Here is a 13156-nt window from a genome sequence, read left to right as displayed (position 1 = left end):
AGGTCAGCGGACCGGCAGGAAGTGCGTCGGCGTCGGAACCTGCGCCTCGTGACGGATGCCGAGGGGCGCGCCCGTGCGCTCGTCGAGGTCGATCAGCGTGATCGTGTCGGAGCGCTGACCGGCGACGAGCATCTTGCCCTCGTGCACGAGGTGGTGCCGCGGCCAGTCGACACCGGAATCGGCGAGCGCCACGGATTCCAGAGACTCGCCGCCACCGCGCACCCGCAGCGCGGCGATCGTGTTGCTGCCGCGCAGGGCCGTGTAGAGGAACTGTCCGTCGCGAGTACGGGCGAGCTCGGCCGGGAAGTCTGTGCCCACCTCGGCGATCGGGCTCGTCAAGGTCACCGACACGACGCTCCAGGTGCCGTCCGCCGCGCGAGCGAGGGTGAACACCTCGCAGGAGTACTCGGTGACCACGTGCAGGTGTCCGCTGGGGTGCAGGACCATGTGCCGCGGTCCGGTGCCGAGCGGGAGCACGACCTCGTGGTCGAGCACGAGTCCGCTGCCACTCTGCCGCCAGAAGCGCACGAGGTCGAAGCCGAGGTCGGTCGTCGCGACGCGGCCATCGGGCAGGAACACCGCGGCGTGCGCGTGGGAGACGCGGTCGCCGCCCACCCCGTACGGGTCGACCGCCGCGATGCCGTCGCCGGGCGGAGTGGCCACGGGAGCATCCGGGTCGGGCTCACCGAACAGTGCCGCGCGGAGTGCCGCGGCGGCATCCGGTTTCGGAGGCACGATGCGTCCTTCCGCATCCAGGTCGAACCGCACCACGCGTCCGTCGCCGTAGCAACTGGCGATCAGGGCCGAGCCGTCGGGTGCGACCGCGACGTGGCAGACGTACTGGCCGACCGGCGCGGGCGCACCCAGCGGGGCGAGGGCGGCTTCTCCCGCACGGGAGAACGCCTGCACCGCGGCGTCGCCCTCGAGTGCCGCGTAGACGACATCGAGGGTCGGATGCTGAGCCAGCCACGACGGCGACGGAGTCTCGACCACGGCACCGCGGTAGGCGAGCGTCGAGGCCTCACGACCCTCGTCTCCCGCGAGCAGGCCGATGCCGTCGGCAGAGCCGTCCATCGCGGCACCGTAGCCGCCGAGCCAGAAGCGCGTCACGGGCGCAGGTCAGTCGAGCAGACCGTGGCGGACGATGACCTGGTCGCGCTCCGGGCCGACGCCGATCACCGAGATGCGCGTGTTGCTCATCTTCTCGAGCGCCAGCACGTAGTCCTGCGCGTTCTGCGGAAGGTCTTCGAAGGTGCGCGCGACCGAGATGTCCTCGTTCCAGCCCGGGAAGTACTCCAGGATCGGCTTCGCGTGGTGGAAGTCGGTCTGGTTGACCGGCACCTCGTCGAACCTCTCGCCATCGACGTCGTAGGCCACGCACACCGGGATCTGCTCGAGGCCGGTGAGGATGTCGAGCTTGGTGAGCACCAGGTCGGTGATGCCGTTGATGCGCGTCGCGTAACGCGTGATGGGGGCGTCGTACCAGCCCACCCGGCGCGGACGGCCGGTGGTGGTGCCGAACTCGAAGCCCTGCTTGCGCAGCCACTCGCCCTGCTCGTCGAAGAGCTCGGTCGGGAACGGACCCGAGCCGACGCGGGTCGTGTAGGCCTTGACGATGCCGACGATGCGGTCGAGCGCACCGGGACCGACGCCCGCGCCCGTCGCAGCTCCTCCGGCAGTCGCCGAAGACGAGGTCACGAACGGGTAGGTGCCGTGGTCGATGTCGAGCATCGTCGCCTGGCCGCCCTCGAACACGACGACCTCGCCGCGTTCCAGAGCCTGGGCGATGAGGTAGCCGGTGTCGGCGACCATGGGCCGCAGCCGCTCGGCGTACGACAGCAGGTCTTCGACGACCTCGTCGGCGGTGATCGCGCGGCGGTTGAAGATCTTCACCAGCAGGTGGTTCTTCTGGTCGAGGGCGCCCTCGACCTTCTGGCGCAGGATGTTCTCGTCGAACAGGTCCTGCACACGGATGCCCACACGGTTGATCTTGTCGGCGTATGCCGGGCCGATGCCGCGACCGGTCGTGCCGATCATGCGCTTGCCGAGGAAGCGCTCGGTGACCTTGTCGAGCGTGCGGTGGTACTGCGTGATGATGTGCGCGTTGGCGCTGACCTTGAGGCGCGAGACATCGATGCCGCGAGCGGCGAGCGCCTCGAGCTCGAAGAACAGCACCTCGAGGTCGACCACGACGCCGTTGCCGATCACGGGGGTCACGCCCGGAGACAGGATGCCGGAGGGCAGCAGGTGCAGCGCGTACTTCTCATCACCGACCACGACGGTGTGCCCGGCGTTGTTGCCGCCGTTGAACTTCACCACCCAGTCGGTGCGCTCACCGAGAAGATCGGTGGCCTTGCCCTTTCCTTCGTCGCCCCACTGCACGCCGACGATAACGATTCCTGGCATGGGTAACCCCCTGGCTTTCGCCGGGTTTGCACCGGCCGATGAGCTGGCCCTCTTCGGGCGGTCCCATCCTATCGGGAGGGCTTCGGTGCCCCTTTCGGGGACGGTCCGAACCGATCAGAACACGTACAGCTGACCGAGGATCAGGATGACGACGAAGAAGGCCACCGCGATCGCCCCGATGATCGTGAGCGTCCGGGCCGAGAGCTTCGCGACGCCCCACCCCACGAGGAAGGGGAGCGCGAGGAGCATGATCGCGACGATCCACCAGAACGCCGTGTACCCGCCGACAGTGGCCTCCGACAGCCGACCACCGAACAGCTGTTGGGACATGGGATGGGTCGCGAAGCGCACCGCCGCACTGATCGGGACGCCGACGAAGACGAAGACGATGAGTCCGATCAGCGCGCCCCACAGGGTCGGGCTGCCACCGCCACTCAACACCCCTCCGTGAAGTTCGGGCTGCTGCTGCCGCTGGTTCTTGTGCGCCGTCATGGCACAGGAGCCTATCTCCCGGGTGGGCACGGGTGCCCCGATTGCGCTCGCGTCGCGGCCGTGCTGACGGAAGTCACCAGGGTGACCTGTAGCGACGGCCCACTCCACACGAGCGCTCAGCAGCCGGAGGGCGTTCCGCCCGCTGTCGAGGCTGGTCGCTATGTTTGTGGCGGCTCGTGTGTGCGCAACACATGAACGAGAGCCTGTCGCATCTGGTCAGCCTCGCTCGGCTTCATTCCGACCAGCGATGAGAACTCCCAATCGTCGATGGCCAGGCGCGATTGCGCGATGGCGTTCGCGAGGACAGCAATCTCATTTGAGGTAACGACGAATGCCCCAACGGCATCCGGGGAAACTTCGTCGATTCGAAGTTCGGGAAGTGTCACTCACCGCGGAGGGACTCGGGCATCTCGTCGGCCACGCGGAGCAGCCTCCGCCGGGAAATGGGGGAGCGCAGCGGCAGAAGCTCGTCGGGAACCCACGGAGCCCTGGTGAGCAGCGGCCGGATCTGCCCCGCGGTCATCGGAGCCTCGGACCATTGGTGGAGGAGCCCCTCCGGGAAGGAGCGGGACACACCACCTGTCAGATAGGGGTGCACCAGAGCGGCATACTCCTGGGAGTACCACGTCAGCCACTGCGGCTCGTCGGGGAGTCCGGCCCACGCGCCGAGGGATCGCAGGGGCGCGGCCGTCGCATACGCCGCATCGTTCAGCTCCACGTAGGCGGAGAAGCTTCCGATGCGGCGTGCGACCTCGACGAAGAAGTCGGTGATCTCGCTCACGGCGCCCGCCCTCTCGAGCCCGCTGAAGTCGAAGGTGACCATCAGGTCGACGGGCCACTTCGGGTTCGGCGCACCCCAACTGTCGATGTATCCCCCCAGCGAGGGCGCCGTGCCGACGAAATACATGCTGTCGACCGCGCAGGCCGTCCGGTACATGCGATCGAAAGCGGCATCGTCGTCACGAGGCAACTTCCCCTGGAAGGGCTCATGCGGACCGAATCGCGCGGGGACGGCGAGCGGCATCAGTTCCCGTGCGACCTCCAGATACAAGGCGGCGACATCCTCGCCGATGCCGCCCGGGCGGAACCAGTGAAGGTGCAGGAACTGCCCGTACGCCGACTCTGCCGTCGGGGCGGACCGAGGTCCCGGCGCTTCATCGTTCTGCGGGTCGAGCACCCGCCCGGCGACTCGTGAAGCCAGCATCCTCGAGAACGCGAGTGCGCACCGCACGTCATCTTCTTCGACGTCCGCATGGATCTGATAGAGCACGGTCGCCCCGGAGAGGGCAGTTTGCCAACGCTCCGGAATGTCTCCATCGTCGATGCCAAACGGGCCGTCGAGTGTGAGGCAGTGGCGCTCCGAGTCGGCGTGGCGGACGGCCGTGATGCTCGCCCCTGCTGCGTCCTGCTCAGCGACGAGGCCCCCCACCGACAAGACGACCTCCGCGATCTGATCCGATGAGAGCGAGTGCTCGCCATACACCTCGAGGTCAAAAGACACGATGATCTCCATTCATCGAGGAGCCACGCAAGGCGATATCGGTTCGCGCCTCGGCGGCAGTGCGGACGAATCGATCGATGCCCTCCGGGTGCGCATCGCTGACGTTCAGCAACACGTGGAAGGGGATGGGCGGGCGCGCATAGATCTCGGGGCTGTACACCACTTCAGACCAGGATTCTCCGGCGGAATGGAGTGTGCGCAAGAACGCTTCGAGATCGAGGGGATCGTCGACGAGCACCTCTTCGGCGCGCTCGACGACGAGCACATAAGCCTTCGCCGGCAACCACTCATCCAGAGAACGTAGGCAGTCGTTCAGCGCCGACCAGTTCTCCCCGAACCCGTCGAAGAACTGGAGAGCGGCGCCGAACTCGTTCATGAGCCCCTCATGGGACCGCATCTTCCATCCGCGCAGAGTGCGCACGCACACGTCATCCAGCTCCGGAGTCGTGTAGAAGGAAGATGGAATCCACTTCTCGCGTCCCTGCTCGCCGTACCCGACGTACACCCACGGACCTTCCGTCGCCCAGAGGAAGGCCCTCGCGGTCGCCGTCAGGCCTGCCTCTCCCCCTTCGAGCGTCATCGACGCCCCTCGGTGGCTCGGTTTCGCGCGTTGGCCTCGATCTCCCGCACCCGCGCGTAGTGCGCCTCGATACGGAGAGCTTGAGCCGAACCGGGGACGGGATAGCGCAGGGACGCCGGCATGACTGCAGCCGCCTTGTTGCACCGACCGTCGCCGGCAGGGTCAAGCACTCCTCGGAAGCCATCGGGGATCCAGGGATCGCCGCTCAGCTCACGAAGTTCATCCGCCTCAGCCGGATGCTCCGTCCAGCGGTGCAGGGTCCCCTGCGAGTTGGCCGTCATGCGCGGGGGATCGAGATGCGGGGCGACGAGATCGGCGTACTCCGGCCCGAACCAAGTCAGCCATTGCGGCTCCGTCGGCAGACCGCTCCACGGGTCGTCAAGCTTGACACCCATGGGAGGCAGCGCGGTTCGGTACCGGCTCGTGTTGACCTCGGCGAAAGCGAAGAAGGAGCCGGTCCGCTCGGCGAGCGCCACCAGGAACGGCTCGACGGCATCGAGGGCCTTGAGTTTCAAGAGCCGATCGAGCTCGAACATCAGCCCGACCGACTGTTTCCGCTGGCTCAGGTCGTTCGTCCAGCCGTCGATGGTCCCGTGCTCGATCGGCTTGCCCGCGAGGATGAGATCGCCGATGTAGCAGTCCTCGCGGTACATCTCGTCGAACCGCGAGTCCTCGTCACGGGGAAACCGCCCCTGGAAGGGTTCGTACGTGCCGAACCGCGAGGGCACGCCGGGTGTGAAGAACTCGCGAGCGGTGCGGAGATAGATCTCGGCGAGGTCCTTGTCGTTCGCGTCGTCGAGCAGGCGGTACCAGCGCAGATGCAGGAAACGCGGTCGCGGGGGTTCCGGATCAGGTGCGGGCTCGGGTTCCGGCTCACGCTCCGGCGGCTCGTATGTCTGCGGGTCTATCACCGTGCCGTCGACACGCTCCGCCAACCGTGCGGCGAACGCCGTCGCCACAGCCAGCTTCGTCTCGTCGACGCTGAACGAGAACCCTGCGCCCGCCTGCACGTCGTACGACACGTGGATGCTGTACAGCACCGTCGCCCCCGCGACCTCGGTCCAGTCCTCCGGAATGTCCTCCGGCTCCAATTCATCGGGGCCGTCGAGCTCGAACGCCATCTCGCGGGTGCGCCTGTTCACGATCGACGAGACCGTCTGCGATCTGCGATCGACCGTGGCCTTCAGCCCCCGCACCGACGAGACCACCTTCGCCAGCTCCCTCGCCGTCAGCGAGACCTTTCCATACACCGCGAGGTCATACGACATCGACCACTCCCCTCCGAATCGTCTGCCCCCATCCTGCCGGACGCGCCCGACACGAGAAGAACACGGTCACGTCGCGCGCAGCACCGGGGATGCGGCCGTCAGCGACTGCGCGTCAGACCTCTCGTCGACCGGAGGCGCTCAGGCATGATCCTCGCGGTGGCCGTCGCCACTCGGCGATCATCGGCGTCACCCTGGAGGGGAAGGAAGTCCTCGGGGACCCACGGTTCGCGTTCGATCGATGCTGAGGCGGGAATCGCGGGCGAAGGGCGGCTGACGTGGAGAAGCCCCCGGTCGGATTCCCGAAGCTCCCCCGTCGTCAGGTGCGGCTGCACGAGGGCGGCGTAGTCGGGGGCGAACCAGCTCAACCACGGCGCCTGCCGGGGCAGGCCCGTCCATTCTCCCCATCGCGCCATTGCGACGGGAGGGTTGTACCTCGATCGCCGGACGTCCGCGCAGGCGAAGAAGCTGTCCGTGCGCCGAGCAAGGTCGACGAAGAACGCCTCGACCGCACCGGCGAGACGGGGCTTGAGCAAAGTGGAGGCGTCGAACACGAGACCCAGGCGTTGACGCTCGCCGATCTGATCTCGAGACCACTCATCGAGAAATCCGTAGATCAGCGGCTTACGTCCGCTGATCTGCATCCGCTGGGAGGCGCATTCCTCTCGATACAACCTGTCGACTCCCGCTGCGCCTTCCTTCGCGAACTTCGCGAAAGGGGACCAGCACCCGAAGGTTCTCGGCAGAGCACGGGGGAAGAACTCCTCCGCCGATGCGACGTAGTGGGCAGCGAAGGCATCGCCGTCGTCGTCCAGGCCCCGGAACCATTCCAGATGCAGGAAGTACTCGGGTTCCGGCGGGAGTGCAGGCGCAGCCGGTTCCGGTTCGGTCTGCCAGTCGACCACCGTCCCCTTGACCCGCTGGGCGAGCCGATCGGCGAAGGCGAGCGCGAGCGCCGTATTGGTCTCCCCCTGCCCGTCGTAGGTCACGGAGATGCTGTACTGCACTCGCAGCCGGGTGAGATCCGGTCTCCCCTCGGGAAGATCCTCACGCTCCAGCCGAGTCGGACCGTCGAGGATGAAGCAGTGCTCTCCCGAGTCCGCCTGCACGACGGCCGAGATCCCTCCGGATCCCGGGTCGACCTGCGCATGCAGAGCCCGATCCTCCACGAGTACGTCGACCAGCTGACGCGCACTGAGCGACAGCGTGCCGAAGACATCAAGGTCGTACGACACCGGACATCACCTCTCCTTCAGGCAGAGCTTGCTCTTCCAACCGTAGAGCTCGAGCGGCCACCGACCGGCACGGTGGCCGAAAACGCGCGGACCATGTCGCTTCCCCGGCTCGCCCGATGTCGGAAGCCCCTGCCAGGATCAAAGGATGGCAGAAGCCGCATCCGGCGATCCCGGGATCCGCACGAGCACCAGCGCAACCAACAGCGCAACCAACAGCACCGCCGCGCCGAAGAAGCAGGGTGCACTCGTGCTCGTCGCCGCGTTGGTCACCGTGGTGCTGTGGGCGTCCGCCTTCATCGGCATCCGCGGCGCAGGCCCGCACTATGACCCGGGTGCACTGGCACTGCTGCGGATGGCTGTCGGCACCGTCGTCCTCACGGTCATCGCGGTGCGCCACGGCATCCGCATGCCGGAGCGTCGGCACTGGCTGCTGATCGCGGTGTGGGGCATCGGCTGGTTCTGCGTCTACAACCTCGCCCTCAACAGCGCAGAGCTCACGCTCGACGCCGGCACCGCGGCGATGGTGGTCAACCTCGCGCCCCTCATGGTCGTCGTGTTCAGCGGACTCTTCCTGCGCGAGGGATTCCCGAAGCCGCTCGTGATCGGTGCACCCATCGCGTTCCTCGGCGTCGTCCTCATCGGCATGAACTCGTCCACCAGCGCGGGCCCCGACATCACCGGCCTACTGCTCGCCCTCCTCGCCGCGGTCATGTACGCCGGGTGCACGCTCGTGCAGAAGCGGCTGCTCACGTCGGGCGTCGACCCGACCACCCTGACCTGGCTCGGGGCGGGAGTCGGCACCATCGCGCTGCTGCCGTGGATCGGCAGCCTCATCGGCTCGCTCCAGACGGCGCCGCTGGATGCGACGCTGTGGGTCGTCTATCTCGGCGTCTTCCCCACCGCGATCGCCTTCACGACCTGGGCCTACGTGCTGCAGCGCAGCACCGCGGGGCAGACCTCGGCGACCACCTACGTCGTGCCGGCGATCGCGATCCTGATGTCGTGGGCGATCCTCGGCGAGGTGCCGACGCCGCTGATGTTCCTCGGCGGGGCGCTGTGCCTGCTCGGCGTGCTCATCACGCGCCTGCGGTGGCGTCGACGCGCCTGACGCCCTTCAGCGCCCGGTGATCACCCCGCGCGCGATCCCCAGCTCCGCGAGCCGGGAGGCGGCGAGCGTGCGCTTGAGTTCGAGCGACTCCCCGATCTCGGCGGCCAGTCGGGGTCGTGTGCGGATCAGGGCGTCGATCGTGTCGAGCGGCAGCACCACCACGGTGAGGATCTCGCCCGCGACGGTCACGGCCTGCGTGCGCTCGCGGGTGAGAGCGGTCTGCCCGATGAGGTCGCCCTTCTCGGCGGCGGCGAACTCGACGCGTCCGCCTTCCACCTCGAGAGCGAGCGCCGCCCGGCCCGACAGCACCACACGCACCTCGTCGGGGACGACGCCGCTGGGCATCACGATCTCGCCGACGCCGTAGCGCTCCAGCCGGGCCTCGGTGAGCACGGCCTCGATGTCGTCGTCACGCAGATGCAGGGTCGGCGCGATCTGGTGCATCGCCTCGACCAGACGCTGCGGTTCGGCGAGCGGATCGGTGGAGTCGCCGTCGAGCGCGAAGCCGCGACGCCGTGCCGCATACCAGAGCCAGGAGAGGTACATCGAGAGGGCCCGAGACGCATCGGCCGGACCCGCCACCGGGATCGACACGGAGTACGCCCCGGCCCCCGAGTAGTCGACGGTCGCCCGCTCGCGCTGCAGTCGCATCGGAAGCGAGTCGGCCACCTCGACGAGGAGCGCGATCACCTCGTGCGGAGGATCGTCGGTCGAGAACTTCACGTCCGTCTCGGCGTAGTACGGCCCCTCGGGCTCGCTCATGTTGGTGAACGAGGCGCCGGAGAGCGACGAGTTCGGCACGATCTGGATGCCGGAGCCGGTGTCGATGTGCACCGCGCGCCAGTTCACCTCGACGACCCGGCCCTTCACCCCTGCGGCATCGAGCCAGTCGCCGATCTTGAACGGCTGCTCGAACAGCAGCAGCAGACCCGAGATCACCCCGCCCACCGCGTTCTGCAGGGCGAGGCCGATCACGATCGATCCGACACCGAGCGCTGTGAAGAGCCCGCCGACGTCGGCATCCCACACCCACGAGAACAGCAGCGCGAGCCCGACACCCACCAGCACCAGCCGCCCGATCTCCACGAAGATCGACGGGATGCGCTCCCGCCACGACCCGGGCTTCGCGTTGGCGAACAGCGCGACGTTGAACGCCGACAGCACGAGCAGGATGATGAGGAACCCGAACACGGTCGCCACGACGCGGGTCCACACCTGGTCGGCGGGGGACTGGATCGCGAACACCAGCAGCGCGAAAAGCGCTCCGACCGGGATGACCCAGTTGCGCAGCATGCGCAATGGCTTCGCAACGGGGTTGCCGCGTCGGGTCAGCGTGCCGATGAGCTCGGTGAGCACGACCAGCAGCACGGGCACACCGACCGCGAGGCCGATGATCCACCAGCCCCAGCCGCCCGTGAACACGTCGCCCATGATCAGGCCACCTTCCACACGGTCTCGGTCCTGCCCTGGGTCTCCACCGTCCCCGCCTCGACGTAGTTCACGATCTCCTGTGTGCGATCGCGCACGGTCTGGCTCACGTAGATGCCGGGCTCACCCGTGACGGAGCGCACTCGGTAGGCGAGACTCACCGCATCACCCCAGAGGTCGTAGGCAAGGCTGGTGCGCGCCACGAGACCGCTCGTGACCGTGCCCGTGTCCACGCCTGCGCGCAGCGAGATCTGGGTGCCGTTCTGCGCGTTGAATCGCTCCAGCACCCCGAGCAGGCTCCGCGCGAACTCGACTGTGCGGCGGATGTTGTCGACCCGCGGCACGATGAGTCCCGACGAGGCCAGGTAGCCGCCGCGCAGGGTGCGGACCTTCTCGACGCCCGCCTTCTCGGCTGCCTCGTCGAACCCGCGCATCAGGGTGTTCAGCAGTCCGATCTCCTCCTCCGCACTCATTCCACGGGCGAGGTCATCGAATCCGACGAGTTCGGCAAACACGACCGAGACGTTCTCGTGAGCCTCGGTGATCGCCTCCTCGCCCTGCTTGTACTTCGTCGCGACGCTCTCGGGCATGAGGGTGTGCAGCAGCTTCTCGTTCTCCTTCTGCTGCTCCTCGATCAGGTCCTGCTTGATCCGCAGACTCGAGGCCATGTCGTTGAAAGCGCTGCCCAGGTCGCCGAACTCGTCGCGAGAGCCCTGCGGCACCTGCACGTCGAGGTCGCCCTCCGCCACTCGATGCACGGCGCCGACAAGACGGTGGATCGGACGCGTGAACACCTGCGCGAGAAGCAGCGAGAGCAACGAGACGCCGAGGAGGATGCCGAGCAGCGACAGCAGCACGTTGCGAGTGAAGACGTTGACCGGCTCGAACGCCTCCGCCGTGTCGATGCGCGCGATCACGACCCAGTCGAGACCTTCGATGTCGAGCGGGGCGTACGTCGTGACACTCTCCCCGCCGATGAAGTCTCGGCCGACGACCGTACCGCTGCGCCCGGCCTGTGCCTCCTGCACGGCCTTCGTATCGACCGGTTGCAGGAGCACGCTCCCCTTCACCGCCTTGATCCTCTCGACGATGGTCGGAGCCATGCCTCCGCTGATGAGGCGCTTCACGTAGTCGTCGGGGTCTTCCACGAGCCGGCGTGCCGTGCTGCGCATGAGGTCGTCACGTCCGACGAGGTAGACCTCGCCGGTGTCGCCGAGCCCCTGTTCCTTCCACTGCTCGTGCCCCGTCATCACGTCGTTGATCGTGTCGATCGAGATCTGGAACGCCATCGCCCCGGTGATGCCGCTGTCGTTGCCGACCGGGGAGATGACCCACATGGCCGGCACGTTCAGCGAAGGGATCCAGCGGTCGAAGTCGGTGAGCACGACCGTGTTGACGGAGTTCGTGGCGATCGCCTCCGCGTACGCCTTCGACAGTGCCGAGTCACGATAGGGCCCGGTGAGGAGGTTCGTGCCGAGCTCCACTCCTTTGTACGCGGAGTAGGTGACATCGCCGTCGAGGTTGAGCAGGAGCGCGTCCTCGTACCCGGCTTCGCGAACCAGTCGGCCGAAGTAGTCGCCGTAGCGCTCGGTCGCGGCCGAATAGCTGGTGCCGTCGCCGCTGTCGTTCAGGTCCAGCTGCAGGTCGTAGTCGGCGTCGAAGTCCTTGTTGCCGAGGGCGTACTGCAACTGCACGTACTGCCCAGCCGCAGACTCGGGGATGAACGCGGTGTCTCCGTACTCCTCACCCGAGCGCGCCTCGAGCTCGGGGATGAAGACATCCGTGTAATAGGCCTTCACCTCGTCTCGCTGGCTCTCGTCGAGCTCCACATCGGCGAGGTCGGCGAATCCGGCGTTCACCGCCGTCGACATCGACTGCGCACTGAGGTTGCGGCTGTTGAGCGAGGCGTCGCGCCGCACGCTCTCCATGAACGTCGTGATCTCCGCCGCGCGCATCGAGCGGATGGTGATCAACTGATCGACAGCCGAGTCGTGCAGGGACTGCCGCCCGTTCACGAATCCGATCGCGCCGACGATCACCGAAGAGACCAGGCTCACCCCGAGCAGCATGATGAGGAGTTTCGACTGGATGCTGAGACCGGCGCGCGAGAACCGCCGCTTCCTCACACCGCTCACTTCCGTCGTGCCGCTTCCGCTGTCGCTCATCTGCCCCTCCGCCATGCGCGTGCTGCGTGAACGGTCCGACGATATCGATATATCGGTGCCGCGGTCTATGGAAAGCTGCCGCTACAGTTGCGACCGGAGGCGAAATGACGACCTGGTGGCCCTACCTGCGCATCGGCGCAGCCGTACTCGCTACGGCAGCGATCATCGCGCAGCTCATCCGCACCCTCGAGATCGCCACGGCGGCGACGACCGAGTGGGGCGCGCATCTCCCGACAGTCATCTCGAACTTCTTCAGCTTCTTCACGATCGAGTCGAACGTCCTCGCCGTGGTCGCGCTGGCGTGCGGCGGCTTCTGGGCGCTCGCCCACCGCGGCCTGACGGCCGAACCCCGCTGGCTTGCGATCCTGTTGATGTGCGCCAGCACGTACATGATCGTCACCGGCGTGGTCTACAACCTGCTGCTGCGCGGCATCGAACTGCCCCAGGGCTCGACGGTCGGCTGGTCGAACGAGGTGCTCCACGTGGTGGTGCCGATCATCATGCTGGCCGATGTGCTGTTCGCCCCGAGGCGGCGGGCTCTCGGCTGGAGCGCGGTGGGGATCGCCGCGATCTTCCCGATCGTCTGGGTGATCTACACCCTCATCCGAGCGAACCTCGTGATCGCCCCCGCATCCGGGAAGCCCTGGTGGTACCCGTACCCGTTCCTCGACCCTCACCAGGAGGGCGGCTACGTGGCCGTCGGTCTCTACGTGCTGCTGATCGCCGCGATCATCATCGGTGCCGCCGCCCTCGTCGTCTGGGTGGGCCGTCGCCGGGCGGTCGTCTCCGATTCGACGGCCGACGCCGCCATCGCCGAGGCCTGACCCCTCGCACGCTTGCTCTCGACCCGCGGTGGGAAGCGCGCGTAGGGCGGAGATCTCCCTGTCGGGCGGAGATCGTGTGACGAAAGCTCCGCCCGACAGGGAGAATCCCGCCCCACGGTGCGGTGCAGTTGGTTTCCCGCAGGGGGTTCGAG

11 protein-coding genes are annotated in these 13156 nt (G+C 67.4%); 2 read left to right on the top strand and 9 right to left on the bottom strand.

Annotated elements, in window-relative coordinates:
• Positions 1–3 precede the first annotated feature (3 nt).
• The 7 genes from ACIQLD_RS12650 to ACIQLD_RS12620 all read right to left on the bottom strand — a co-directional run bounded on the left by ACIQLD_RS12650 (position 4) and on the right by ACIQLD_RS12620 (position 7479).
• Positions 4–1110: a lactonase family protein gene (locus ACIQLD_RS12650; RefSeq protein WP_402608332.1), complete on the bottom strand. Its 1107-nt coding sequence runs from the start codon at positions 1108–1110 to the stop codon at positions 4–6.
• Between the two features lie 9 nt (positions 1111–1119).
• Positions 1120–2406, bottom strand: coding sequence for an adenylosuccinate synthase (locus tag ACIQLD_RS12645; RefSeq protein WP_402608331.1), 1287 nt, complete (start codon positions 2404–2406; stop codon positions 1120–1122).
• Positions 2407–2520: 114 nt separating this feature from the next.
• Entirely contained in the window at positions 2521–2898 is a 378-nt protein-coding gene (locus tag ACIQLD_RS12640) for a hypothetical protein (protein ID WP_402608330.1), read from the bottom strand.
• A 382-nt stretch (positions 2899–3280) separates the two neighbouring features.
• Positions 3281–4399 (bottom strand): hypothetical protein, encoded by a 1119-nt coding sequence (locus ACIQLD_RS12635; RefSeq protein WP_402608329.1) that lies wholly within the window; start codon positions 4397–4399, stop codon positions 3281–3283.
• Positions 4389–4979 carry a barstar family protein gene (locus ACIQLD_RS12630; RefSeq protein ID WP_402608328.1) on the bottom strand — a complete coding sequence of 197 codons (591 nt, stop codon included), beginning with the start codon at positions 4977–4979 and terminating at the stop codon, positions 4389–4391. Before ACIQLD_RS12630 ends, ACIQLD_RS12635 begins: the two co-directional genes overlap by 11 nt.
• Positions 4976–6247, bottom strand: a complete 1272-nt coding sequence (locus ACIQLD_RS12625; protein ID WP_402608327.1) for a hypothetical protein — start codon at positions 6245–6247, stop codon at positions 4976–4978. The genes ACIQLD_RS12630 and ACIQLD_RS12625 overlap by 4 nt, the downstream gene beginning before the upstream one ends.
• 98 nt (positions 6248–6345) lie before the next feature.
• Entirely contained in the window at positions 6346–7479 is a 1134-nt protein-coding gene (locus ACIQLD_RS12620; RefSeq protein WP_402608326.1) for a hypothetical protein, read from the bottom strand.
• Positions 7480–7624: 145 nt separating this feature from the next.
• Between ACIQLD_RS12620 and ACIQLD_RS12615 the strand changes: the two genes are divergently transcribed.
• Positions 7625–8587 (top strand): DMT family transporter, encoded by a 963-nt coding sequence (locus ACIQLD_RS12615; RefSeq protein ID WP_402608325.1) that lies wholly within the window; start codon positions 7625–7627, stop codon positions 8585–8587.
• 6 nt (positions 8588–8593) lie between these two features.
• Here ACIQLD_RS12615 and ACIQLD_RS12610 read toward each other — a convergent pair whose 3' ends face one another.
• The gene (locus tag ACIQLD_RS12610) at positions 8594–10018 is read right to left on the bottom strand and encodes a mechanosensitive ion channel domain-containing protein (protein WP_402608324.1); all 1425 of its coding nucleotides are present in this window, start codon (positions 10016–10018) and stop codon (positions 8594–8596) included.
• Positions 10019–10020: 2 nt separating this feature from the next.
• Positions 10021–12180, bottom strand: a complete 2160-nt coding sequence (locus tag ACIQLD_RS12605) for an adenylate/guanylate cyclase domain-containing protein (RefSeq protein WP_402608323.1) — start codon at positions 12178–12180, stop codon at positions 10021–10023.
• 104 nt (positions 12181–12284) lie between these two features.
• Between ACIQLD_RS12605 and ACIQLD_RS12600 the strand changes: the two genes are divergently transcribed.
• Positions 12285–13004 (top strand): Pr6Pr family membrane protein, encoded by a 720-nt coding sequence (locus ACIQLD_RS12600; protein ID WP_402608322.1) that lies wholly within the window; start codon positions 12285–12287, stop codon positions 13002–13004.
• The last annotated feature ends 152 nt before the right edge of the window (positions 13005–13156 follow it).

Source organism: Microbacterium sp. NPDC091662 (assembly GCF_044756705.1).
In the GTDB taxonomy this organism is placed as follows: Bacteria; Actinomycetota; Actinomycetes; order Actinomycetales; family Microbacteriaceae; genus Microbacterium.
The sequence above is the reverse complement of the archived record's forward strand: the minus strand, read 5'-3'. Positions and strand labels throughout refer to the sequence as shown.

What these genes read in the sequence shown, in the direction of transcription:
- ACIQLD_RS12605 (WP_402608323.1), bottom strand. Translation starts at nt 12,180, where the DNA reads ATGAGCGACAGCGGAAGCGGCACGACGGAAGTGAGCGGTGTGAGGAAG.
- ACIQLD_RS12600 (WP_402608322.1), top strand. Translation starts at nt 12,285, where the DNA reads ATGACGACCTGGTGGCCCTACCTGCGCATCGGCGCAGCCGTACTCGCT.
- ACIQLD_RS12615 (WP_402608325.1), top strand. Translation starts at nt 7,625, where the DNA reads ATGGCAGAAGCCGCATCCGGCGATCCCGGGATCCGCACGAGCACCAGC.
- ACIQLD_RS12630 (WP_402608328.1), bottom strand. Translation starts at nt 4,979, where the DNA reads ATGACGCTCGAAGGGGGAGAGGCAGGCCTGACGGCGACCGCGAGGGCC.
- ACIQLD_RS12640 (WP_402608330.1), bottom strand. Translation starts at nt 2,898, where the DNA reads ATGACGGCGCACAAGAACCAGCGGCAGCAGCAGCCCGAACTTCACGGA.
- ACIQLD_RS12645 (WP_402608331.1), bottom strand. Translation starts at nt 2,406, where the DNA reads ATGCCAGGAATCGTTATCGTCGGCGTGCAGTGGGGCGACGAAGGAAAG.
- ACIQLD_RS12625 (WP_402608327.1), bottom strand. Translation starts at nt 6,247, where the DNA reads ATGTCGTATGACCTCGCGGTGTATGGAAAGGTCTCGCTGACGGCGAGG.
- ACIQLD_RS12610 (WP_402608324.1), bottom strand. Translation starts at nt 10,018, where the DNA reads ATGGGCGACGTGTTCACGGGCGGCTGGGGCTGGTGGATCATCGGCCTC.